Here is a 22,775-nt window from a genome sequence, read left to right on the forward strand (position 1 = left end):
TGTAAGCATCATGGGAACAACCTGTCACCCGAGCACCACCGCTCTCATTTTTTCATACAAGCGGTTGCCAAGAACTGATTTGGCTGCAGCCAGCAACCGAGCCTTTCGCGCCATGCGAGCAGTAAACGCAGCATCTCCGGCAACGAGCCCAGCAAACTCTCTTAAAGACGTTTCCGCACGGATAGTAATACGCGGGATATTCACCATTGATCGTCCGAACTTGAGCAGTCCGACCTGCGAAGTGCAGAGTATCGAATAGCCACACTGTTTGGCCGCCGCGATGGCACGATCATTCATCCGTCCACCGGGGGCTGAGAAACTTTCGATCAACTGACCGGTAAGTCTAGTCAACTCACTTTGCGATTCATCGAGTTCAAAGTTGACATCTACCTCACTCAGATCACTGATAAAAGCATGCGTCACGCCATGACTTCCGACCCCCATCCCGGCTGTATGCACCAGTCGAACCTGTTCTTCGGTCATATAGTGCGTTGTACCGATCCAGTCGGTGGTAATGAAAAAATGCGCCGTGAAGCCGAACTCCTGCAATATGGGGAGCGCCAAAGTGTAGTTTGACTCATGCCCGTCATCAAAAGTCAGAACCACCCTCTTTTCCGGCCATTCAGCAAGCTCGCGCAGTTCATCCAACAAGACAGTCCGGTACCCCTCACCGTGAAGGTATTCCATCTGTTCCCGGAACTGCACGACCTGCAAAACATAAAGCTGTTCGCCAGGGTCCTTCGCGCCGGCCGGATGCCCGACATCCTCCAGTGCGTGATACATGAGAACGGGAATGGCCGTCACTTTACTGCTCCCCCCGCATGAGCCGCCTTCCATGCGGTCGCAGATTGCCCGGTAACCCATCGCCAGAAACCGACCAGTGCAGCCAGGTTCATGACCACCAGAAAGTAGCAGAGGTTGAGCAATTTCACCTTCCTGATTTGTGGCATCGTACCGGCTGCTGCGGCAGCGACATACAGCAGAAGCTGGCCTGTCAGCGCCATACGATATAGCAAACCATCAAGTACACAACTCGCTGCCAATGCACCGATCATGGCGAACGGAACCAGCAACCGGGCGATTTTATGGCTCAGGAAACGCCACCAAAGCGGATTACACCACGGGAACAGGAGCGACGGTCTTAGGCTGAGGAGCTGCCAGTTACCTGCAAGTGTTCGGACTTTACGCTTCCACTCCTGGGAAACATCCTTGGAAACGATATCAAAGGCATGCGATCCTCCTTCGAATACGACTCGAAAATGGCTCTGGGCAATGACAAGCGGCGTCATGACGTCATCCAATAGCGTCCCGGGGGAAAGGGGCCGGTATAGCGCACGTCTGATGGCGTAAATTGCGCCGGTGGCGCCGACCACGGAACCGGTCTGGCCCTCTGCCTTGCGGATCCACTTTTCGTATTTCCAGTATGCCCCCATCTCGGCAGCAACTGAGCTCTCCCCATCCTGCAGGAAAAAAAGTTCACCGCTGACGCACCCGACTTCCTGATCCGTGAAGTTGGCGACCAACTGCCGGATGGCATCGGGGGCAAATTTCTGACGCACATCGGTAAAGACGATGATCTCCCCGCCAGCCTGAAGGACCCCTTCATTGACAGCCATGGCCTTCCCCTGACTGTTTGCCAGCGCCACAACTTTCACACTCCCAAACTCCAGCGAGTCGAGGACTTCAACGGTTCGGTCGGTCGAGCCGTCAGACACCACGACGACTTCTATCTTTTCGGCAGGATACTCTTGTCCCAGGATATTCTTGATCCGGTTCTCGATGATTTGCTCTTCGTTGCGTGCAGCAATGACAACCGTTACCGTTGGCTCCCAGTCGCTCTTGTTTACTGGTCGCGTACGGACCATCCGCAACAGTGCCAACATGAGCGGATATCCTGCATATGCATAGGCTATTATGGTTACGCTGAGCCAGAAGAGCAGCTTCATTTCAGAACGTTTTCTTGAGTTCGATGATAACCCGATTGACCCACTTGTTATCGGTTGCGATCTGTTGTGATGAATAGTCCAGATAACTGTAGGCCGCTCTCGTAGACCATCCCTTGCCAAATGTGTAACTTAGGCCACTATCCACGAAATACTTATCGGTAAAACCATCGCGCAGCAGGTCGTGGTAGCGCACATAGGTTAAACCTAAATTCCCCTGTAGATTGTGAATAATTTCATACGTACCTTTGATAGCGCCGGAATAACGTTTGTTTTGCGCTATGTCAGTCACAGTATTGGTAAACTGAGTATAGTCTCCCGTCAGCTCAACAGAAGCCCGTTCTCGTAACTGCTTTTTCAATGAAACCGTATAATATTCTTCTTGAAAGGCATTCCCAAGAGGGTCATCGGTGTAGCTGACCCCGGTGGAGAGGGTAGCAATTACCGTGTCAAAGGTGTGGGTAAGACCTGCTGACCAGTAGGGGCCGATGGTCGAGGGACGGGCATCGTATTTGATTATGGAAGCGCCTCCCCGGACAAAAATGAATGACTTTTCGGCATATTCATAGCTAGGCCCGGCAGAAGCGACCTGACGGTTGAATTCATACTGATCGGCGATTTCGCGGGTGAACTCATAACTAGCCGACACGCTGAGTTTTGGCGTTATCTCGTACGAAGTGTCAATAAATGCGACATGATCCTGTTTGGGGCTTGCAGCCGGGTCACGATACCAGGTGTTGATATAGCGGTAGCCGGTCCGGATCGACACTCCCGTTGCGGGACGCAAAATCAAGTGCGGAGAGATCGTGGCGACGTTGCGGTCCGTCTGGTTGACAAACAGACTCTCCCGTGACGTGTCGCGAGTGGCATCAAGCGATACCCTGCTGTATGTATCGCTGACATCAAGGAAAAGCAGCTCTTCAATTAAGCGGATACTGCCGTTGGCAGCCAGTGCGTGGGTTGTCTCATCACCCTTTTTTCCGCGGTCGTAGATACGGTAATCGAAGTTATAGGAACTCTGCCAATCCCAGAGAGGGGCCTTGTACAGAATCGACAAACCTGGCTGGATACGGGTGATAGACTCAGTTACGCGGTTAGTTGGCGTCTCAAACAGGTTGTCGGTGTATTCCTGGGTTACTGCGATTGATGGACTAACCTCGTATTCGGCACAATGAACGTTCGGAACAGCCACTAAAAATGCAGCCCAGACAACCGGCAGAAAACTGTTCTTCACCAACATAGTAGTCAACTCCCGAAGATACGGCGCACCAGACCGCTCTTTGCCTGTTTATCATCAATGGGTGACTGTTCACCAGTCTTGGAGGCATCCGCGTCAACTCCTAGCTGGTTAACCTTTTTCAGAAGCACATTCAACGCCTCGTCAGTCTTCACAACGACACTTTTCAACGCATTCTGCATGGTTGTGAGGCGTTCATTGAACTCCTTAGCCTGATTCTTTTGTTCAGCAAAGACATCCTGTTCCAACCGGTTGATTTTCTCTGATATTTCCATAAAAAGGCCTGTAACTGAATTCGCCGGGATGGTACCATCCTCAATGAAACAGGCTGAAGTATTTAAAGTTTGTTGATCCACTTGTTGGCCATGTGCCCAGTAATAGTTGTCAAAGTCAAGGTCACCGACTATCTCCTGCGCCATCGCATCATCTATGTCCCGGCGCTCTTCGGCAAAGGCGGAAAGCATCAGGAAGTCACAGATAATATTGGTCAGTCGCGGAACACCCCGGCAGTAATGATAAATGATATCGAAGGTGGCCGGTGAGAACTTTACAGCATCACGATTGCCGGCAACTTCAAGGCGGTGGAGGATGTACTGTTCAGTTTCCATGCGAGTCAACGGTGAAAGATGACAGTTGATGCTGATCCGCTGCCGAAGCTGGCGCAGTTCTGGAGCGGCAAGAAACGTACGCAACTCAGGCTGCCCGACGAGGATGATCTGAAGAAGTTTGAAATGCGCCGTCTCCAGGTTGGAAAGCATGCGCACTTCCTCAAGCAGTTCGGGGGAAAGATTCTGCGCCTCATCGATAATGAGGACCGGCCTGTTGCCGACTGCATACTGATCAATAAGAAAATCGTTCAGTTCACGCAATAGGGTAATCCGATCTTTCCCCTGCACCGACAGACCGAAGTCGTCGTTGATCATCGCAATCAGCTGTTCTGAATCGACCTTGGTATTGAATATCTTGGATATCACCGTGTGTTCGTGATGCATGTTCAGCAGTTCGCGAATAAGTGTGGTTTTGCCGCAACCGACCTCTCCGGTCAGAAGGATAAACCCGGCACGCTCGCGTACGCCATAATCAAGGTAGGTCAGGGCCTTCTTGTGTACCCTGCTCAAATAGATAAAATCCGGGTTTGGTACCAGATCAAACGGCTTCGTGGTCAGATTGAAAAAGGTCTCGTACATATCCTGTCAGTTCGTCAATGCTTATTGGAAGAAGCGTAAGAACGATAGTAATAATAGCGATCGTCCATTCGGTCGATCCGTGCTTCATTATAGACTATGCCCAAAACATTGGATCCGCCCAGCGATTCCAGTGCCTCTTTGATTCCCTGGAGCGAAGCCCCATCCTCCTTAACGACAAAAATTGTTCCGTCAACCAAATGGCTTAAGTGACGAGTTTCGGCAAAGGGAAGGATTGGTGGCGTGTCGATCACGATATAGCGATCAGGGTAACGGTACTTTATCTCCATAAGGAGATCCGACATTTTCTGCGACGTAAAAAGCTCCACCGGATTTCGCAGATCCTTGCCTGCCGGCAAGACTACCAGTTTGCCGATGCCGGTATTGATCAGCACATCTCCAAGCTCTGCATCTCCGCTCAGGCAGTCGGCAAGCCCACGCTCGGCGGTTATTCCCAGATACCTGTGCACTGAGGGTCTGCGGAGGTCGGCGTCAATGAGCAATACGGTATGGTCAAACTGCTGCGCCAAGCTGAGGGCCAGGTTGAGTGACGTTATCGTTTTCCCCTCACCTGCCACGGAACTCGTCACCATGATAGTGTTGTGAAACTCATCACTCTTAGTAAGCTTGACCAGGATGGACTTCAGTTTACGGTACTCTTCCGCTGCCGGTGAAGAGGGATCGCTGCCGGCGACAAGAAGCGGATTTGACAGCTTGATCTGCAGATTGGGGGGCGGCAGGGTCTCAATAATATTCGACGGAGCCCCTTGTCGCTGCTGCTGTGAATTTGAAGGAGCAACCCCTCCAGAGCCACGCATCTGGGATGCTTTTTCAAGCGCCCGTTCGATTCTGCTCATAGTTTAGGTAATCCTTTTTAGATGGTTTAAGGCGGAAAAAGTCAACGTACGCGCTCTACAATACCTGCTTTTTCGAGCACTTTATCCACATAGCCCAGTTCGAGAGCCTCTATGGCGAGAAAACATAGAAGAAAAGAAAAATATCCTGCTACCACCACATAGAAACGCAAATCTTTTCGCCTCTGCAACTGTATGACCACAGGGTCCTCCATCCGTGGGATGACCGCCAGCACCTGAAAACCAAACGATTTTATCGCATCTACCGATTTAACAGTATTACTAATTACATCGCGCAGAAGTAGAACACCCAATCCGCCGGCTATCCCGGCAATGATACCCAGGAACATAATCTTCACACGGTTTGGACTGGCCGGCTTGATCGGCATTACGGCAGGATCGACAATGCGGAATGTGGTAGACTTGTCCTGAACTTCCATCTGCTTGGACATCTCGGACTGACCATGACGGGTCATCAGTTGATCATACAACTCTTTTTGCTTCCTTTTTTCAGTCTCAAGTTTTTCCAGGTTTGCCTTTGCCGATGGTATGTTCTTCAGCAGAGACTGATTTGTTGCAACATACCTCCTTAAGCTCTCTTCGCTTGATCTCAGTGCTGCCAGTTCGGCTTCAATCTTGCCAAGTTCCTGAGGGTCGCTGACAGCAGCTCCGTTATCTTTGCGGGACTTGAGCTGCTCCTTCAGGATCTCGATCTCCCCTTTCACCTTGAGGATTTCGGGATAGCTGTCGGTGAACTGAGTACGCAACTCCTCCAGACGCTTCTGTAAAGAAATGAGATTCCCCTGAAGTGGATCAGAGGTCCTCTGCGTAACGGGTTTAAGTCCTTCCAGATGCTTGCGGCGCAGTTGTATGTCATACAGTTTCTGCTGAGCCACATTAATCTCCTGGAAGAGTTTTGCCTCATCAATGGCAATAACTCCCCCTTTCTCAACCTTATATTTTGAGAGCTCGCTATCGGCCTTTTCGAGCTTTGCCTTGAAATCACCGATCTGTTCGGAAAGAAATTTGGTGGCGCCGTATGACTCTTCACGCTTTGATGAAATGTTCTCTTCGATATAGAGTCGCACAAGTGTATTGACAAAATCCCGGGCAATGCGGGGATTTTTATCGTTAAATGAAATAATGAACAGGTTATTATCTTTTACCTTGACCAAAATATTTTCCTGAATTTTATTTAACAAATTTTCCAGTTCTGCGTCGCTGTTTTTCTTGGTCAGCAGATCAAGTTCATTGATGACCTTGACCAGAAGGGGTCTGCTGGTTATGGCGTAGGTCAGTACCTTGATGGTCTGGTCCATGGAAGGGGTAACCGCAATACCTTTGACCAACTCGCTGATCACATTCTTTTCGATAAATACGGTACTCTTGGCCTCGAACTTCTTAGGCCAGAAATACGACACGACCACTGCCCCGGTCATGATGAGAAGAGCTGTTATGAAGAATAGCCGTTTGAATCGAAAAAAAAGATTTATATAGCGCTTATAATCAACTTCAGAAGTATTCATGCAAATTCCTCAATATGATCAAACTATTAAAACAAACCTTCACTAACAATGATATAATCACCCGGCCGCAATTTGATGTTCTGGCTCAGGTCACCGTTTTTGATCAGATCCTTCGCCTTGACCGGCAGAGAAACCTCATCATTCTTTTCCTTTCGCCGAATAATGGTCTCGTTTTGGCTGGCGAACTTGGTGAATCCACCTGCCTCCAGTATCGCCTCAAGGACAACCATCCCCTCGCGATACTCTATTGACTTTGGGGCATTCACTGCTCCGAGCACATACACGCTTTTGTCAAGGAGCAAGGGGATAAAAAGCGAGTCGTTGTTCTCTAAAAGCAGGTCCTCAGCAACATCCCCCTGAATGAAGAGGCGATGAAAATCCTCCTTGACCTTCTTGCCACTGCGCAGCACATATGCCCGTTTCAGGTCTGCCGACCGGACCTCGCCAATGGAACACAGGAGTTGAAGAAGAGAGGTCCGCCGCGCCAGATCGTATACCCCCGACTTTATTCCGCCGCCGAAGATATAGACCTTGCTGTTGGTAATCTCACGGACCGTTACCGTCACTATCGGGTTTTTCACCAGCTCCTTAAGTTTTTCTCCAAGTGACGCCTGGAGTGCAGTCGGCGTAAAACCGCTGGCAATGACATCACCAAGGCCAGGCACCGTTATTTTACCGTCAGGGCGGACCTTTACCGAAAAACTAAGTTCCTTTATCCCCCAGACGGAGACATCCAGTCCGTCACCTTCGCCGATGACGTAGTCACCGGCAAAAACAGGAACCGACGTAACAAGCAACATCACCGCCAGCAACAACAATTTAAGTCTCATCTTAACTCCCTATGCAGGTTTTACCGGACCCCGAGCCAGTTAGTTCCTTACCTCGCCCCCCGCCCAAATAACACTACCTTGATCGTTTCAAAAAAAATGAGTGTATCAAGAAACGGTGACAAGTTTTTCAGATAATAAAGGTCATACCGTAGCTTTTCGACCGCATCCTCGATTGACGATCCATATGGATAGCGCACCTGAGCCCATCCGGTCACCCCCGGCTTAATGAAATGACGGCGGGAGTAATAAGGGATGATCGCCTTCAGCTTTTCGACAAATTCAGGTCGCTCCGGGCGGGGACCGACAAAACTCATCTCCCCTTTCAACACATTGATAAGCTGAGGGATTTCATCGATCCGTGTCTTACGCATAAACCGACCAATTTTCGTTACCCTGGGATCATTTTCTGTCGCCCAGACAGCTCCGGAAGCAGACTCTGCGTCTTGGCGCATGGTCCGAAACTTGATCAGCTTGAACGGGTGTTCCTTGTTGCCGACACGTATCTGAGTAAAGAATAAGGGCCCTGGAGAATCGAGTTTGATGAGCACCGAGACTATCAGAAAAATCGGAATCGAGAGTATCAGTCCCCAAAATGCGAGGAACAGATCGATTAACCGCTTTATAATATTTATGAATAAGGGGCGACGGAACCCCGTTGAAAAAATGAACCAACTTGGTGTGATCTGCTCAAGCATCAGTTTACCGCAAGAAAGTTCATAGAATGATGGGGTATCGAGCACTTCGGAGCCGTTTAGCTTGCAGCTCAGTGCATCCCTTAACGGGAACACTCCTCTTCGTTCGGAAAGCGCAATGACGATGATACCCGCATCCTCCCGAAGCGCAATATCGCGCAAGGAGTCAGCTTCACCAAGTATCTGCTCAGCCGGAATCTCTTGCTCGCCGATGAGCAAGTTACCGCAACGGACAAATCCGACCAACTGAAAATAACCGCGTGATTCTTGAATAATTTCCCGAAGCTTCGCTGCCAGTTCGCCCGTGCCAAGCACTAGAACCTTCTGCGCAAACCGCTGTTGCTTACGACTGTAAAAGAAAACACTGTGCCAAGTGTATTGGTAAACGGCGAAAAACAATATTGTCAGGATTTGCAGACCTCTGTCGAACATTATTGTTGGAAAGAGGTAATAGAGAATAGAAAGACCAATGAACGATCCGGCTCCAACAATAACAACATTTACAAAAAGCTCTCTCTTCTTAATATTTTTGCCAGGGGTGTAGATCTCAATGAGATAGGAAACCGCCAATACCGTTGTGAGCAAAATGAAGGGAATATGATAGTTCGAAATAAAATATTTGCCTACGTTCGCATGGTAACCGAACCTGACAAACAGGGAGGTATACATGGCTGCTAAGGCCAGCAAAATATCACCACCGATAAGAATCGATAACATCAACTTCATATGGCTACTTGTTTACCGCTTCAATTCGGCAGACAGCCCCTTCGCCTGAGAGGCTTCGGGGAAATCGCCCAGAGTAAGGGCCTTCTGAACGCTCTTCAAAGCTGCCGCTCGGTCATTCGTCTCCTTTTGGGCAAGAGCAAGATGATAACGCACGGTCGGGTTGTCCGGAAGCAACGACACCGCCTTATCCAGTACCTTCTTCGCGTCATCCTTCTTTCCGGACTTCAACAAAGCATAGCCAAGTGTATCCATTATTCCTGCATTGCCCGGCTCGAGCTTATAGGCGGTAATGGCCAAACGCAGCGCTTCGTCTTTGCTTCCGTAGCCATCGGCGTACAGAAAAGCGAGGTTATTAAGCGCCGGCACGTAGTTGTCTGCCTTTGTCAGGGTCTCACGGTATTTTTGTGCGGCCTCCTTCTTTTTCCCGACAGAATCGAGGAGGGCCCCCTGGGCGAAAATGGCCGGAACGAAATTCGGCTGCACCTTGATCGCCTCGCCATAGGCGGCCATGGCCGCATCATTGTTCCGAATAGCTGACAGCAGGTTGCCGAGTTCCAGATGCGCCTGGGGGTTCTTGCCGTCGACCCGGATGCCGTTCTTCACTTCCGTGATGGCCCGCGGATAATCCTTCTGGCTTGCGTAGATGGAAGCCATGACCAGGTAGCCGGCAGCCGCATTGGGCTTGAGGGTAACAATCCGGCGCGCCTGTTCGATCGCCTTCGGTATATCTTTCATCGCCACATAGGTCTTGATCTTCAACGCCAGTCCGCGGTCCGGGGCAATAGCGTCCAGATCGTCGAACACCTTGAGCGCATCACTGAATTTCTTCTCGCTGGCCAGCAATGTCCCCTTCATCTCAAGGACAGCAACATTTTTAGAGTCAGCCTTGATTGCCTCGTCAAGCACGTTCAAAGCCTTCTTCACATCCTTTTTATTAACATAATAGCTAGCCAGTATGAGGAACCCGACCGGGTTTCGTGTCTCCTTGGCCTTGGTGTAATAATCGAGCGCCTCCTTGTCTCTCCCCTTCAGTTCAAGCAGGGCCGCAGTGCCAATCAGGGCCTTGACATTGGCGGGTTCTTTCTGCAGTACCGTCTGGTACTCTGCAAGCGCCTTGTCATGCTCACCGGTTGCGGCGTAATAGGTTGCCAGATTGAAGTAGGTGGCAAACAGCCCCGGATCGACCTGCTTGGCCTTCTGGAGATACTCCAACCCCTCTTTGGTTTTTCGCTGGCTGAACATGAGTCCGGCAAGGCTGTTATAAATGGGCGCATCGCCCTGTTTACCGGTCAACCCGCTCTTCAGCGTGGACAGGGCTTTGGCCGGCTCGCCTCGTCGCTGGTAGTAGGAAGCGAGAAGGAAACGGGTATTGAGAACCTCCGGGGCAACCTTGACAGCCGTGGCCAGTTCCGTCTCACCCGCCTGCTGATTCCCTTTGCTAAGATAGAAAACGCCCTTCTTCAGATGGGCATCGATGATCCTGGGATCGATCTGCGTGGCCCGATTCAGCTCCCGCATCCCCTCATCGTACATCCCCTTGGCCATGTAGGCACTGCCGAGAAGGTTATGCGCCAGAGCATTCCGATCATCAGCCTCGATAACGCGTTTGATCTCCTTGATGGAGTCATCCACCCGTTTCTGATTGAGCAGAATCATGCCGGTCAACAGGCGGGCCTGGGCAAATTCCGGACTACGGTCCAGGATGGTCCTGAACTGACTGAGCGCGGTCTCCAGATCGCCTTTGTTATAAAGGCTGAGTCCCAGATAGTAGTATCCTTCCAGGGTCGGCTGCAACTTGACAGAATTCTGCAAGAATGTAATCGCCTCGCTGAAGCTCTTCTTTTGATAGAGGACAATCCCCTTCAGCCGGGGGCCTTCACCCCTTTTAGGGAACTGCTTCAACAACTGGTCCGCTATCTGATCGGCCTTGCCCAGTTCCTTCCGTTCGACACGAATCAGCCCGGCCTTGTACGGTGCCACCGGGTCGGACGGCTTAATGGCAGCGATCTTCCCGTAAACATCAAGGGCTTTGTCCGGGTTCCCGCTACCTGCCTCGATTGCAGCCAGCATGTAATAGGGACGAGTGTTCTGGGAATCCTTGGCAATCGCCTCGGTCAGCAGTTCCCGCGCCGCATCGCTCTTTCCCTGGACAGCGTTGACCGATGCCAGTTCCAGCTTGGCCTGGACCCTTGACGGGTCTGCGGCAATAGCCTGCCTGAACAGCGCCTCAGCCTCGGCGTAGTTCTTTTTCTGGAACTGGGCAATCCCCTGGACTTCCACCCCTTCCGCGGAATTGGGCGCCGTCTTCAGGTACTCCAAAACTTCCCGGAGAGCGTCATCCGGCTTCCCAAACGAATTATATGTCCTGGCCAGTTCGAGCCGCGCTTCATTCTTTGCCGGACTCTGAGCAAGCACCTTCTTCAGTTCTTTCGCCGCCTGCTCAAATTTCCCTAATACCGCATAAGTCTTGGCCAGTTGGAAACGAGCGTCCAGATAGTTTTGGTCCTTCTCCAAGGCGTTCTTCAGCAGCACGACAGCGCCGTTGGGATTCCCACCGGTGAGCTGTTTTTGAGCTTCCGCGTACAGATCCTCCTTGGTCTTGCCGGAACAGGCCGCCAGCAGACAGCCAATCAATATTGCCATAACAATTTTCTTAACCACGCAGTGACCTCCCTGAGGCACCATCGGATACGCGTTCAGCGGCCCGTGCCAGGAATAACTTGTATAGTTCAGGATTTTTCCCCGCCATATGGTCCATCGTTTCATCCACCGTTAACAGGTAAGGGGTTCTTTTGCCATGGTATTCAACGGTTGGGCCAATTCGTTGAAACAGTACCCCGGCACGCCGGAGGAGAAACTGAAGACCATCTGCCATTACGGCATACAAATGAGTCAGACCTGTCTCCAGACACTCCTGATAAATACAGCTGTACAAGCCGAGAACAATATCGTGGTCGGTCCGGCGCCGCTCCTCCTGGAACCGTCGCTCTAGGTCCGGCGTATACTCCTGTCCGTCGAGCATGATCTTGTCCGCCAGACGCCGGCGATACTCTTTGCTTACTGCCAGGCGGGATATCTCACCAACCTTGGCCCGGTCCAGATACGAGAGATCAACAGAAAACGTACTGTGTTCTTCGATTGGAAAACCTTGATCAGAGAAGCCGATCACCCGAATGGTGCCGATCAGCTGTCCCGAGTCCTTGCGAATTGCCCCGAAATGCGAAGAAAACGGGTCGTACTTATCAACTTCGCGCCTTCCCGAATGATCCTCCGGGCGCTCGAAGCCCCATTCATCGCAATAAACTTTGTAACGAAGTTTATAGACATCCTCGATAAGCGGGGAGTCCTTCGAAATTCTCATGAAATCGAAGTACATCTGCATGACTCCGTTTCTGCTGAATTGACAGCGTCGGGAGGATTCGCGCAACAAAAAAAGCATCTACAGAATGCAGGTAAAAAATTATACCAATGAAAAAATGGCTTGTAAACAGGATATAAATTATTTACTGGTACACTCAAGCAAGAACACATAATTACCAATTGTTAATTATTAAATACCTATGCACACCACGAGCGATCATGGCCCACTACGCACGATACCGTGTCACCCCCTTTGCCCTTTTCATGACTTTCATCGGCGGCGAAGAGGCTCTCCGCTTTCTGATGAACAAAGGGTTGTTAAACATCCCGACCACAACCTTTCTCTACCTCTACTCTTTCAGGGCCGTGACAGTCGGCCTCCTCCTGGCTTGTTACTGGAAACGATACGAAGAAATCCGACTTCGCGATTTCCTGCGGTACAGTGAAACCTTTTTGAGTGTCGGCGTCGGCATTATCGTCTTTGTTCTCTGGATAAACATGCCGTGGGTGCTCGGCCTTTCCGGATCTCCGGCAGGGTACGATCCGACAGTGCTGTCGGATTTCTTTACACGTCATTGCCTGATCGCAATTCGTTTGCTAAGCGCCTCAATCGTTGCACCAATCATGGAAGAGCTCTTCTGGCGGTCGTTTCTCCTGCGCTACGTCATCAATCCCAACATTACAAGGGTTCCGGTCGGGACCTTTACCTGGACATCCTTTCTCATCAGCGCCCTTCTCTTCGGACTTGAACACCACCAGTTCTACGCCGGAATCATGGCCGGCGTGGCCTACAGCCTGCTCCTCTACCGGACCAAGAGTATTGCCCTCTGTGTGGTTAGTCACGGTATTACCAATGCGCTCCTAGGAATCTTTGTGCTGCAGACGCAGCAGTGGCGATTCTGGTAACTGACAAATCAGTGTCGGTGTTCTTTACACTAGCCATGCACTCGTTAGCACTGCCGAGTTTTTTCTTTTCATTTCAAAACGTTACGCATTGGCATATCTCGTGCTACAACAAGTCTGACTTCAACATTTACGGCAACAATGCCTAAATAGCATTGACTAAAAAAGGAGACAAAAATGAAAACGAAACTGATTGCACTTCTCGCCTCATGCATGCTCATGGCCACTGCGGCTACGGCAATGGCTGTACCCGTCCCCGTTGGCGCGACAACCTTCCATTGGACAAATTATGAGAACCATCTATCCACGACTGCAACATCTCCCCAAACATTGTCCGGCGTATTTAGTCTTGACACAATCTCTCCAAAGGGCGGCTCTCCCACTTGGGCTCAAGGAAATGGTGGCCAATATCTTTACGGCTATTTCGATAGCCTGCTTACAACATCTGCTGTAGGTGAAAAAGTCGGATCCCAAACCACGTTCAGCGGTGGGAAACTCTATGTTTTTGAAACAACTTCTGTATTTGATCTGACCAAGACTGCCACCATTTTTTCGGATTTGGCTGCTGCCGGAACTCTATGGCTCTCCGCAGATTTTGTTGCGGGCGGTGATTTCACACAACCTGCAAGTACACTCGTAGCAACTATCACAGGTGGAGGGAATTCTGGAACTACCCCCAATTACCCTGCTATCAAAGGCCGTGGAACTTCGTTACTAGATGTTACTGGCGGTACAATGTTCAGCACCTTTAATACTAACTCTTTTACTCGTTTCGATGGTTCTGGACAATTTGCTGATTTGTCTATGGAAAACACGTTTGCAATCATCAACAACGGAACTTCTCCTCTAGTCAATACTTACAAAGGTTGGGATGTGGTCAGCAGCGACCCTATTGACGCAGTCGCCACCCCCGAGCCTGGCACCTTCGCCCTTCTCGGCGCCGGCCTGATCGGCCTCGGCTTTTTCGGCAGAAAGCGCTCTCGCAAAGCATAACCCGACGATTCTTCACAAAAAAGGGCATCAGCTGCAGCTGGTGCCCTTTTTTCATTGCTGAAATCAATTCGTGGGTTAAACTCTTCCCATGATCTCTTCACAAATCATCGATACACTCATAACCGCAGCAACCACGGCTCCAACCGTCGACAACTGCCAGCCCTGGCAATTCATCACCCGTGATGACGGGCTCGATATTCATCTCGACCGACAGCGGGCCGAGTTTTTCGGCGACTATTGCTACACCGCAGCATACGCCACCATCGGCGCCGCCGTTCAGAATATGGTTATCGCTGCAAGCAACCTTAACCTTGCGTGTGAGGTTACCTCATTTCCTTCTCCGGAAAAGCCGGTTGCCCGCATCACCTTCCGCCCAAGTCTTACTACTACGGATCAGCTTTTTAATGCAATTTTACAACGATGTACCAACCGACGTCCCTATCGGAACGAAAAGCTGGACGAACCGACGGCAGTGGCGCTTAAGCAGGCAGTAACAGTCCCCGGAGCGACCCTTCATCTGTTTGATGATCATACCTCAATGAAACAGCTCTTCCTCCTGGCAGCAAAGATCGACAGTATCATCTTCAACCACCCACAACTCCATGCAAACCTCTTTCGCTGGCTGCGCTGGAATGACGGGGACGTGCAGGAAACCCGCGATGGTCTGCCGATTGGCAGCCTGGAACTCGATCCGTTTCAGCGCCTCTTCTTCCGGCTTATGTCCTCATGGCCGCTTCTCCGCACGCTCAACCTGATCGGCATTAACCGTCTTGTCGGCTTACTGAACAGCAGCCTGCTGATGAAATCGGCCGCCCTCGGCATCCTGGTCATGGATGGCTCGTCTAATCAGCATTATTTCGCTGGGGGGCGCTGCATGGAGCGTATCTGGCTGACTGCAACCGCACAAGGAGTTGCGGTACACCCGTTTGGAGGCCTGCCGTTTATTTTGACCCGGATGCTCCGTGGAGGGAAGGAAGGGTTTTCTGATCAACAATACCGCCTTCTCAAGAATACCTATGCACGTCTTCAGGAAATTATTCCGATCACACCTGCAAACGCATTGATCATCCTGTTCCGCTTCGGCTATGCCGACCCGCCCACCCAGCGCTCCCTGCGCCGACCTGTTAGTGACGTGCTACAAACATTCAACGGATAACTCACAACAACGTGCAGCGCGTTACGCCATTCACAAGCAGGGTTCCTCCTGGCACCTCAAAATACATCCATGTACACATCCACTGTAGTTGATATCAACCATCGATCATGCTATGGTAAAAACACATAATCAAATGGAGGACATATGCAAGCAGTTGCGTTATCGAGCAAATTCCAGGTGGTCATCCCGAAAAAGGTACGAGAGTCCCTCTCACTGGTTGCCGGCCAGAAAATCCAGATTATTGCCTACGACAACCGTATCGAGATGATCCCTGTTTGCCCTCTGGCAGATATGATCGGCTTTGTCGAGGGAATCGATACCTCTTTTGATCGGGAAGAGGACCGGCTGTGAACCTGGTGGATTCTTCCGGATGGATTGAATATTTCTCCCGAGGCCCCAACGCCGACGCCTTCAAAGAGCCGATCCTCGATACGGCACAACTGATTGTTCCAACAATAGTCTTATACGAGGTTTTCAAGCTGATTGCCCGCGAACGAGGTGAAAGCTCCGGACTTCTTGCCGTGGCAGCCATGCGCGAGGGGCTTATAGTGGATATCAGCGAGGAACTGGCACTGAACGGTGCGAAATTGAGCCTGGACCACCGCCTTCCCATGGCCGATGCTCTGATCCTCGCCTGTGCACGCGCAAAGAAAGCAACCGTGTGGACCCAGGACGACCACTTCAATGGGTTGTCCTCGGTGCAGTTTATTCCGAAAACGGCTCACTGAACGTCGGCATCAAGACGACGTCATATCCCTCCGCTCCTCTCGCCTATTCCTCAACTCATGACGATCAAGGCTCTCGCTCAGCAGAGAAATAATCTCGGTCGCCGCACTAACGATATGTTCCCGACGGAACCCGGCCTTGGTCATCTCCCGGTAGAATGTCTTCGCAACCATCTTCACCACCTTGCCCGTATCCAGCGAATCGGCATTAAATGCCCCGGTCAACAGGCCCTGAGTCTCGCTGGCTACGGCCAACTGGGCAAAGCGGGACTTGAGTAGTCCCTGAAGCTGATTTACCTGGACTGACTTACCGACAAGAAGCGCCACAAAGACCGACAGGTTCAGGTCGCTGTAGTCGAAGGAGCGACCATCGACCGGATTGCTGACGTTGAGTACGCCTATCACCTTGCGGTTGATGACGATCGGCACACAGATGAAGCTTTTGTTGGCTGACTCCGGCCGGCGCGCCAGCGGAAGGAATTCCGTCTGATCGATGTCCTGCACCAGCAAGGCCTGTCCCGTTGCCGCCACCCGGCCGGCAATCCCCTCATTCACCTTTACCGCCTCCGTGTAGGCCTTTGGCGGCAGATCACCGTGCTTGGCAAAGAGCCGGAGACGGAAATCGTCAGACTCCTCGTCCTCCTTGAACAGCATGATGGAACAGGTGGTTGATTGGAGTATATTGGCTGCCATGGCGACCAACTCATCCAGACTCTCGTCCATGTTTGCCTGTTCTTCCAGAAAGGTGGAGAGGCCGATCAGCTTGATGAACTGGTCATACTGATGTGTGGATCCCATTATTTTCACCTTGTGCACATTATAATTCACTTACAACTCTCTGCAACATCACTGCAAAAAGAGGGTGTCACAAGCGCGGCACCCTCATAAATAGGAATACAGAAAAAGGGTTCAAGAAGCGGCCCGGACCTTCTTCAGAATAATCCACCGCTTCAGGGCCTGGATAGGATTCCTGCCACCCAGCCATAAATACCCTTGCGTATATTTGTTTCTCAACAGATCAATCTGCAGATAGGCTGGGACCGGCCGAACCGTCCCCTTGACGGTGAGGATCTTTACGACTTCCGTAGCAATCAGGGTGGTGGCCTGCGTGATGGCCAGTGCCAGGGCCGGGCCCCTCTTTTTGGCCAGGCTAACCTTGGACAGATCCAGGTACTTGAGATGATAGGGATGGGGGGCAAGGCCAGCGGCAAAAGCCGCTACCTTTTCATTCTGATCCATGCCGTCGCGGATAGCAAAGTAGTCGTCAAACGACATGCCGTTCGGGGCAAAAACCTGCAATGTAGCACCAAATCCTAGCGGAGCGGCAGTGAGTGCGTAAATCCCCATTTCCCGACAGCGATTGAAAATCGCCCGACGGATGTCGATCTCGAAGAAATCTATCCCGTCCACGTAAACATCCACGTCGTCCAGAAAGGTATCGAGATTCTCCAGAGAGACACCGTCAGGAAAGAGACGGATATCGGCATAGGGGTTGATGTCCCGGACCATCCCCTGCAACACTTCCCCCTTGTGCCTCTCCAGGGTGCTGACAAAGGCGCCGTACTGGCGGTTGATATTCACCGTGTCAAAGGTGTCGAAATCGGCGATATTAAATTTTCCGACACCGAGCCGCGCCAGGGTCAGCAGATGCAGCCCACCCACCCCACCAGCGCCGGCAACTGCAACCCGGGCCTCCAGCAGTCGCTGCTGGTCGTCTTCACTCAGTAGCCCCAGGTTGCGGGAAAATGCCTCCCGCAGGAACTGTTCACGGTCCATGGCTGCTCCTCACGAGAAATCCTTCGCCCCGCCGGTTCTGCATCAACAGCCGCGTTTCCAGCTCTGACCATACATCTTCAGCGTTGTCACCGTGTTGCGAGGTCGGCAGTGGATCCACGGCAGGGGGAGCCGGTCGCCGACTGTCGAGCTCCTTCTGCATCAGCTTCTCATAATAATCGAAGTCGGGTTGATAAAGCGGTGACGATACCGTCCACGTCCCCAACTCGGTTGCCGTGTTTGCCTCAAGGAGCGCCAACGCATTCCCCAATGACACGACACCCTGATAGTAACTGTCAAAGGCATCCCAGAGGCCTGCTTCGTTGGCCAGGGCTTCGTCATAACGGGCCGCACCGGTGCCGAAACGGTCAACAGATTTTCCCAGGGCAGCCTCAACGGCCCTGACCTGTTTTTCCTGGGCCAGGACCAGGCTCTGCTGCTCTGCCACCTCCCGCCAGCTCTCCTCTATCTCCAGCCGTACGTTTCTGGCCAGTTCCTCGCGGGAATACGACAACTGCTGGCGCTGTGCCGTTGCCCTGCGTACCGTGGCAGCGGTCCGGCCCCATTCGAAGAGCGACCATTCAGCCTGCACGGTTGCCTGCCAGAGTTCCGGCCGGGCAACGTTCGTCTCTTTCTGGCGGTAATACCCCCCCTCCAGATATACCTGAGGCAGAAAACCGCTCCTGGCCGCTCCCACCCCCTCATCCGCCGTTTCCACCCGTTCCTGCAAAACTTTCAGGTCCTCCCTTTGTTCCAACCCTGAGGTCATCAGTTCGTTGAGGCTGGCACCAAGGGTAACCTTTACCGGTGATCCAACAACCGAAAGCTCTTCGCCCGGCCCGGCCTGGATCAGCTTCCGTAACCGGCTCATGGCGATCTCGCCGCGGCTTTTCGCCCTGATCAACCTGGTTTGGGCCATGGCCAGCTCAGCTTCCTGCCTCAAGACCTCTTCCCGGTCGGCGTACCCCTCAGCCAGCCTTTCACGCACCACCCTGAGCCGTTCCTCCCTGGCACGAATCCCCTTTTCAGCAGCCCTGACCTGGCTCTCGGTTATGAGCACTTCGTTAAAGCTCTGCCGCACCTGGAGTGTCAGGAGCCGCCGCTGGCGGGCAGTGTCAAACTCAGCGGCCCTGGAATGGTGCTCAGCCCGCCGATAGCCGTGGATCAGATTGCCGCCAGTGTAAAGGGGTTGCTTCAGAATAAGTCCGAAAGAATAGGCATACCGGTCGCCAGTGGAAACAGTTACGTCACTTGCCGGTATACCGGGAGCAAAGGTGTTGCCGTTGATGATCAGCCGGTCTGCCTTATCGAAGAGAGAGTAGGAGCCCTTGAACGTCAACGACGGCAGGAAGCCGGTGCGGGATATTTTAAGATCTTCACCGGCAACTCTGGAGAGGGCATCATACGCCTTAAGGCTGCTGCTCTGTCCAGAAGCCAGACGAATACACTCCTCCACGGTGACGACTCTTCCCTCCGCGGGCAACGCCATGGCAAAGAACAACAGTATGGAGAGAAATTTGTTCCGCATAGCCCTATTTGAACCGTACCGTAACAGTCATGCCGTTCTTGAGCCCCGAGTAGTTATCCAGCCGCACATGGATCTTCTGGGTGTTGATGTCAAACGACGCCATCGGGTCGAAGCTCTTTTGCGTCTTTTTGAGGACAACCGGAAAAACCTTGGCGACCGTGCCGGCAAAGACCTTTCCCCGATAGGCGTCCATGGTCACTTCGGCCTTCTGCCCCTCCTTGACCCGTCCCACATCGGTCTCTTCCAGCTCTGCGCGGATACGTAGCGTCTCCGGATTGATCAGATGCAGCAAGGGAGTGCCGATATCCGCTCCTTCTCCGGCATCCCTGAAGCGCCCGGCAACCAGACCCGAAATAGGCGCATACACCCGATAGTCTTTCAGAACACCATCGACAAAGCTGAGTTCTGCCCTGGCACGTTCAACCTCGGCACGAGCCTGACCACGGTCCTCATTCCTGGTCCCGTAGCGAAATTTTGCCAGGTTGGCATCGGCGCTCCCCAGCTCTCCCTCGGCGACTCGAAGCCGCTCTTCAGCCCTATTCAATTCCACCAGGGTGGTGGCCCCTTTGTCATAGAGCCGCCGCTGCCGGTCAAACTCGTCCTTCGCCTGTGTCACAACCGCCTGCGACCGCTCCCGGCCGCTTTTGGCCATTGCCACATCCTCAGTGCGGTAACCATCCTTCATTTCACGATATCTGGCCTCGGCAGCAGCCAGGGCAGCCATCATCTGTCGGCGCTGAGCTTCAATCTTCGTCGTATCGAACTCCAGAAGAAGTTGCCCAGCCTTCACTGTGGCACCATCTTCCACCAGAACGCGCCTGATCGTTCCTTTAACCTGACTGCTCAGTTCGATATCTGTGCCGCTCTCCACAACCCCCTTGGCGGTCACCCCCACTGTCTGCCCGGTAGAGGAGGTACCAACCGACACAGGTTCCGGCTTCCTCTCCAAAAATTTTGGGCCTACAAGTGCGATAAGCACCGCCACACAGATCAATGCACCGATAATACCTATACCAAGTCGTCCGTTCTTCATAAAGCCTCACAGAGGAGTATCAGGCAAAGCAATAACCGGCTCGCCGTTCGGTCCTCCCGGTCGCGAATAACCAGTCACCGGTTCATGCCATGCCCTTGTTCCCGGTGTATTACACCATCTTCCATAAAAAGTATGCGGTCAAAGAGATCCTCGATCCGGTTGTCGTGGGTCGCCACGACCACGCACCGCCTCCTGTCGACCGCCAGCTCTTTCAGCAGTTCCATGACCTTGCGGCCGTTTGTCTGATCCAAATTTCCGGTTGGCTCATCAGCGAGAATAATCGGCGAATCGGCCGCAAGCGCCCTGGCTACCGCCACCCGTTGCCGCTGCCCACCGCTCAGGTCCCGCGGCAAGAACCCCATACGCTGTTCCAACCCCACCCTGGTCAACATCTCCCTGGCCCGTTTGTCCGCATCCTCCCCGGTCATCCCTTTCATTTTCAGCCCCAGCAGCACATTTTCATGGGCTGTCAGGGCGGGAAACAGGTTGAACCCCTGGAAAATGAACGAAATATGGCGTTTGCGGATGGCCGGAAGCTTCTCCTCGGGAAGATCGGCCACCTCGCTACCGTAAAGCTTGAGCGAACCGGAGGTCGCGCGAAGGATGCATCCCAGAATGGAAAGCAGAGTCGTCTTGCCGCTTCCCGACGGCCCGAAAAGCCCCACAACCTCCCCCTCCCGCAACGAGAAGCTGATATTATCTACGGCCATGACCTCGATCTGTCCCTCGCGGTAGATCTTTTTCAGATCTCTGACAATTATTGGGTCTGCCATCACTAACCCCGGAACAGAATGGCAGGATCAATACGCTTGATCCGCCGGACAGACACGAACGCCGATGCAAAGCACATGAGGAGCGTCAGACCGAGTACCAGGAAATTCACCCAACCCCTTACAACCATGACCATCCCGCCGGCCTCGTATATCTTAACCGACGCAAGGGTAATGATGAGACTGACAATATATCCGGCCAAGGCATTGATCATCGCCTGTGAAAAAATGATCTTGTAGATTTCGCGGTTTGTGGCGCCCAGCGCCTTGAGTGTTCCAAACTCCTTGATATGCTCCATTGTGGAATTGTAGATGGTCTGCCCCACGATCAGCATCCCCACCAGGAAACTGATGATAATGGTCAGCAGGAACGAGAATCCCACCCCGGTTTCAACGGCCCAGTAACGGCGGGTCTTCATGCTGAAATCGTCAGCCACGAATACATCTACCCCTTTGAAACGCGCCTTAAGGCGCGTAACCACATCCTTGACACTAACACCCGGTTTGACTTTCGCCACCACGAAGACCGTGCTGTCCGACCCGACATAAGTCACCAAACGCTGTGCCAATTCAAATGAAGTGAAGAGTATCGGGGCGGTGGTAAACGATTTTGCCCCACGGGAGATGCCGACAATCTGCAGCCGGTGCGAGAGAACATCACGATATTCTCCCACCTGGATTCTGCCAAGTCGCTTCATGGCTGATTCGTCAACGATGGCATAATTGCCATTCTTGAGGTGTTTCAGATCGCCGGACACCAGTTCCCACGGGCCTCCAACGCCCGAATCGGGATTAAAACCGACGACCTCGACCTGCTCGGTCCCCCCCTCCTTCTGTCGAATGATCCCCCAGGCAACAATCAACTTTTCCGCCGACTGAATGCCGGCATCGGAAATAGTTTGATGGTAGACATAGTCCGGAAACGGCTGGGAAAAATCGAAGTTTTTACTGTTCTTGGAGGTGACCCAAATGTCACCGGGAGTATGATCAACTATAACCGACGAGGTCTCCATCAGCCCGAGAAATATACCGAGTTGATTGAAGATCAGCCCAACGGCAAAAACCACCCCCAGAAGTGTGATGAGGGAACGGACCTTGTCGTAGAGCAGAATGCGCAACGCTACGTAAAACATGGTACAAACAGTACCATACTTATTAACCTAAAACAATTAACAGACTGCAGTGATTCAAAGTACGAAGACAATAAAAAAGGGACACGACAGACCGACCTCAGTATTGCAGAACAGCCTAAATCGAGAATCGGAGGTTGCACCAACGTATGCGTGGAGGGGTGTATAAAAGAAAGGAGGTTAACCGTGATCGGCTAACCCCCTTCTTTTGCTGAGATTATTTGGTGGGCGAAACAGGGATCGAACCTGTGACATCCAGCTTGTAAGGCTGGCGCTCTCCCAGCTGAGCTATTCGCCCATTACTAAAACTAAATGGCGGGGCAGACGGGGCTCGAACCCGCGACCTCCGGCGTGACAGGCCGGCACTCTAACCGACTGAGCTACTACCCCTCTATCGTCAACCGAAATAAAT

Annotated in this window: 21 protein-coding genes and 2 tRNA genes; 5 read left to right on the top strand and 18 right to left on the bottom strand. The window is 52.3% G+C overall.

Annotated elements, in window-relative coordinates; translation table 11 throughout:
• Positions 1-24: 24 nt before the first annotated feature.
• Genes JN12_RS15510 through JN12_RS15555 form a run of 10 tightly spaced genes read right to left on the bottom strand, consistent with a single transcriptional unit; the run spans position 25 to position 12,368 of the window.
• On the bottom strand, positions 25-804 hold the full coding sequence (locus JN12_RS15510) for a polysaccharide deacetylase family protein (RefSeq protein WP_170241951.1): 780 nt from the start codon (positions 802-804) through the stop codon (positions 25-27).
• A complete protein-coding gene (locus tag JN12_RS15515; protein WP_145024385.1) occupies positions 801-1,946 on the bottom strand; it encodes a glycosyltransferase family 2 protein in 1,146 nt (381 codons plus the stop codon). The genes JN12_RS15510 and JN12_RS15515 overlap by 4 nt, the downstream gene beginning before the upstream one ends.
• A gap of 1 nt (position 1,947) precedes the next feature.
• A complete protein-coding gene (locus JN12_RS15520) occupies positions 1,948-3,183 on the bottom strand; it encodes a TIGR03016 family PEP-CTERM system-associated outer membrane protein (RefSeq protein WP_145024387.1) in 1,236 nt (411 codons plus the stop codon).
• 5 nt (positions 3,184-3,188) lie between these two features.
• Positions 3,189-4,367: an XrtA/PEP-CTERM system-associated ATPase gene (locus JN12_RS15525; RefSeq protein WP_145024389.1), complete on the bottom strand. Its 1,179-nt coding sequence runs from the start codon at positions 4,365-4,367 to the stop codon at positions 3,189-3,191.
• A gap of 14 nt (positions 4,368-4,381) precedes the next feature.
• Positions 4,382-5,221 (bottom strand): XrtA-associated tyrosine autokinase, encoded by an 840-nt coding sequence (locus tag JN12_RS15530; protein ID WP_145024391.1) that lies wholly within the window; start codon positions 5,219-5,221, stop codon positions 4,382-4,384.
• A gap of 41 nt (positions 5,222-5,262) precedes the next feature.
• Positions 5,263-6,744 (bottom strand): XrtA system polysaccharide chain length determinant, encoded by a 1,482-nt coding sequence (locus JN12_RS15535; RefSeq protein ID WP_145024393.1) that lies wholly within the window; start codon positions 6,742-6,744, stop codon positions 5,263-5,265.
• 26 nt (positions 6,745-6,770) lie between these two features.
• The gene (locus JN12_RS15540; RefSeq protein WP_145024395.1) at positions 6,771-7,574 is read right to left on the bottom strand and encodes an XrtA/PEP-CTERM system exopolysaccharide export protein; all 804 of its coding nucleotides are present in this window, start codon (positions 7,572-7,574) and stop codon (positions 6,771-6,773) included.
• 47 nt (positions 7,575-7,621) lie between these two features.
• Positions 7,622-8,992 carry a TIGR03013 family XrtA/PEP-CTERM system glycosyltransferase gene (locus JN12_RS15545; RefSeq protein WP_145024397.1) on the bottom strand — a complete coding sequence of 457 codons (1,371 nt, stop codon included), beginning with the start codon at positions 8,990-8,992 and terminating at the stop codon, positions 7,622-7,624.
• A 12-nt stretch (positions 8,993-9,004) separates the two neighbouring features.
• Positions 9,005-11,635, bottom strand: a complete 2,631-nt coding sequence (gene prsT / locus JN12_RS15550; RefSeq protein WP_246125887.1) for an XrtA/PEP-CTERM system TPR-repeat protein PrsT — start codon at positions 11,633-11,635, stop codon at positions 9,005-9,007.
• Positions 11,636-11,645: 10 nt separating this feature from the next.
• A complete protein-coding gene (locus JN12_RS15555; protein WP_170241953.1) occupies positions 11,646-12,368 on the bottom strand; it encodes a PEP-CTERM/exosortase system-associated acyltransferase in 723 nt (240 codons plus the stop codon).
• A gap of 203 nt (positions 12,369-12,571) precedes the next feature.
• On the opposite strand from JN12_RS15555, the gene JN12_RS15560 reads away from it, so the two are divergent.
• The 5 genes from JN12_RS15560 (at position 12,572) to JN12_RS15580 (ending at position 16,132) form a co-directional block, all read left to right on the top strand.
• Positions 12,572-13,258 (top strand): CAAX prenyl protease-related protein, encoded by a 687-nt coding sequence (locus tag JN12_RS15560; RefSeq protein WP_145024404.1) that lies wholly within the window; start codon positions 12,572-12,574, stop codon positions 13,256-13,258.
• A 174-nt stretch (positions 13,259-13,432) separates the two neighbouring features.
• Positions 13,433-14,248: a PEP-CTERM sorting domain-containing protein gene (locus tag JN12_RS15565; RefSeq protein ID WP_145024406.1), complete on the top strand. Its 816-nt coding sequence runs from the start codon at positions 13,433-13,435 to the stop codon at positions 14,246-14,248.
• Between the two features lie 88 nt (positions 14,249-14,336).
• Positions 14,337-15,404: a nitroreductase family protein gene (locus JN12_RS15570; RefSeq protein ID WP_145024408.1), complete on the top strand. Its 1,068-nt coding sequence runs from the start codon at positions 14,337-14,339 to the stop codon at positions 15,402-15,404.
• Between the two features lie 144 nt (positions 15,405-15,548).
• Complete coding sequence (locus JN12_RS15575; RefSeq protein ID WP_145024410.1) at positions 15,549-15,755, top strand: AbrB/MazE/SpoVT family DNA-binding domain-containing protein; 207 nt, start codon at positions 15,549-15,551, stop codon at positions 15,753-15,755.
• On the top strand, positions 15,752-16,132 hold the full coding sequence (locus JN12_RS15580) for a type II toxin-antitoxin system VapC family toxin (RefSeq protein ID WP_145024412.1): 381 nt from the start codon (positions 15,752-15,754) through the stop codon (positions 16,130-16,132). The genes JN12_RS15575 and JN12_RS15580 overlap by 4 nt, the downstream gene beginning before the upstream one ends.
• 9 nt (positions 16,133-16,141) lie before the next feature.
• On the opposite strand, the gene JN12_RS15585 is transcribed toward JN12_RS15580, so the two are convergent.
• The 8 genes from JN12_RS15585 to JN12_RS15620 all read right to left on the bottom strand — a co-directional run bounded on the left by JN12_RS15585 (position 16,142) and on the right by JN12_RS15620 (position 22,753).
• Positions 16,142-16,927, bottom strand: coding sequence for a GAF domain-containing protein (locus JN12_RS15585; RefSeq protein ID WP_145024414.1), 786 nt, complete (start codon positions 16,925-16,927; stop codon positions 16,142-16,144).
• A gap of 111 nt (positions 16,928-17,038) precedes the next feature.
• Positions 17,039-17,905 carry a ThiF family adenylyltransferase gene (locus tag JN12_RS15590; protein ID WP_145024416.1) on the bottom strand — a complete coding sequence of 289 codons (867 nt, stop codon included), beginning with the start codon at positions 17,903-17,905 and terminating at the stop codon, positions 17,039-17,041.
• A complete protein-coding gene (locus JN12_RS15595) occupies positions 17,895-19,430 on the bottom strand; it encodes a TolC family protein (protein WP_145024418.1) in 1,536 nt (511 codons plus the stop codon). The genes JN12_RS15590 and JN12_RS15595 overlap by 11 nt, the downstream gene beginning before the upstream one ends.
• 4 nt (positions 19,431-19,434) lie before the next feature.
• Entirely contained in the window at positions 19,435-20,358 is a 924-nt protein-coding gene (locus JN12_RS15600; protein WP_170241955.1) for an HlyD family secretion protein, read from the bottom strand.
• A 179-nt stretch (positions 20,359-20,537) separates the two neighbouring features.
• Positions 20,538-21,236: an ABC transporter ATP-binding protein gene (locus JN12_RS15605; protein WP_145024422.1), complete on the bottom strand. Its 699-nt coding sequence runs from the start codon at positions 21,234-21,236 to the stop codon at positions 20,538-20,540.
• A gap of 2 nt (positions 21,237-21,238) precedes the next feature.
• The gene (locus JN12_RS15610; protein ID WP_145024424.1) at positions 21,239-22,366 is read right to left on the bottom strand and encodes an FtsX-like permease family protein; all 1,128 of its coding nucleotides are present in this window, start codon (positions 22,364-22,366) and stop codon (positions 21,239-21,241) included.
• A 219-nt stretch (positions 22,367-22,585) separates the two neighbouring features.
• Positions 22,586-22,661 (bottom strand) — tRNA-Val (locus JN12_RS15615).
• Positions 22,662-22,676: 15 nt separating this feature from the next.
• Positions 22,677-22,753 (bottom strand) — tRNA-Asp (locus JN12_RS15620).
• Between the last annotated feature and the right edge of the window lie 22 nt (positions 22,754-22,775).

The sequence above is a fragment of the Geobacter argillaceus genome (assembly GCF_007830735.1).
GTDB lineage: Bacteria > Desulfobacterota > Desulfuromonadia > Geobacterales > DSM-12255 > Geomobilibacter > Geomobilibacter argillaceus.

What these genes read in the sequence shown, in the direction of transcription:
- JN12_RS15530 (WP_145024391.1), bottom strand. Translation starts at nt 5,221, where the DNA reads ATGAGCAGAATCGAACGGGCGCTTGAAAAAGCATCCCAGATGCGTGGC.
- JN12_RS15520 (WP_145024387.1), bottom strand. Translation starts at nt 3,183, where the DNA reads ATGTTGGTGAAGAACAGTTTTCTGCCGGTTGTCTGGGCTGCATTTTTA.
- JN12_RS15585 (WP_145024414.1), bottom strand. Translation starts at nt 16,927, where the DNA reads ATGGGATCCACACATCAGTATGACCAGTTCATCAAGCTGATCGGCCTC.
- JN12_RS15560 (WP_145024404.1), top strand. Translation starts at nt 12,572, where the DNA reads ATGGCCCACTACGCACGATACCGTGTCACCCCCTTTGCCCTTTTCATG.
- JN12_RS15605 (WP_145024422.1), bottom strand. Translation starts at nt 21,236, where the DNA reads ATGGCAGACCCAATAATTGTCAGAGATCTGAAAAAGATCTACCGCGAG.
- JN12_RS15515 (WP_145024385.1), bottom strand. Translation starts at nt 1,946, where the DNA reads ATGAAGCTGCTCTTCTGGCTCAGCGTAACCATAATAGCCTATGCATAT.
- JN12_RS15595 (WP_145024418.1), bottom strand. Translation starts at nt 19,430, where the DNA reads ATGCGGAACAAATTTCTCTCCATACTGTTGTTCTTTGCCATGGCGTTG.
- JN12_RS15555 (WP_170241953.1), bottom strand. Translation starts at nt 12,368, where the DNA reads ATGTACTTCGATTTCATGAGAATTTCGAAGGACTCCCCGCTTATCGAG.
- JN12_RS15535 (WP_145024393.1), bottom strand. Translation starts at nt 6,744, where the DNA reads ATGAATACTTCTGAAGTTGATTATAAGCGCTATATAAATCTTTTTTTT.
- JN12_RS15525 (WP_145024389.1), bottom strand. Translation starts at nt 4,367, where the DNA reads ATGTACGAGACCTTTTTCAATCTGACCACGAAGCCGTTTGATCTGGTA.
- JN12_RS15575 (WP_145024410.1), top strand. Translation starts at nt 15,549, where the DNA reads ATGCAAGCAGTTGCGTTATCGAGCAAATTCCAGGTGGTCATCCCGAAA.
- JN12_RS15590 (WP_145024416.1), bottom strand. Translation starts at nt 17,905, where the DNA reads ATGGACCGTGAACAGTTCCTGCGGGAGGCATTTTCCCGCAACCTGGGG.
- JN12_RS15610 (WP_145024424.1), bottom strand. Translation starts at nt 22,366, where the DNA reads ATGTTTTACGTAGCGTTGCGCATTCTGCTCTACGACAAGGTCCGTTCC.
- prsT (WP_246125887.1), bottom strand. Translation starts at nt 11,635, where the DNA reads ATGGCAATATTGATTGGCTGTCTGCTGGCGGCCTGTTCCGGCAAGACC.
- JN12_RS15545 (WP_145024397.1), bottom strand. Translation starts at nt 8,992, where the DNA reads ATGAAGTTGATGTTATCGATTCTTATCGGTGGTGATATTTTGCTGGCC.
- JN12_RS15540 (WP_145024395.1), bottom strand. Translation starts at nt 7,574, where the DNA reads ATGAGACTTAAATTGTTGTTGCTGGCGGTGATGTTGCTTGTTACGTCG.
- JN12_RS15570 (WP_145024408.1), top strand. Translation starts at nt 14,337, where the DNA reads ATGATCTCTTCACAAATCATCGATACACTCATAACCGCAGCAACCACG.
- JN12_RS15565 (WP_145024406.1), top strand. Translation starts at nt 13,433, where the DNA reads ATGAAAACGAAACTGATTGCACTTCTCGCCTCATGCATGCTCATGGCC.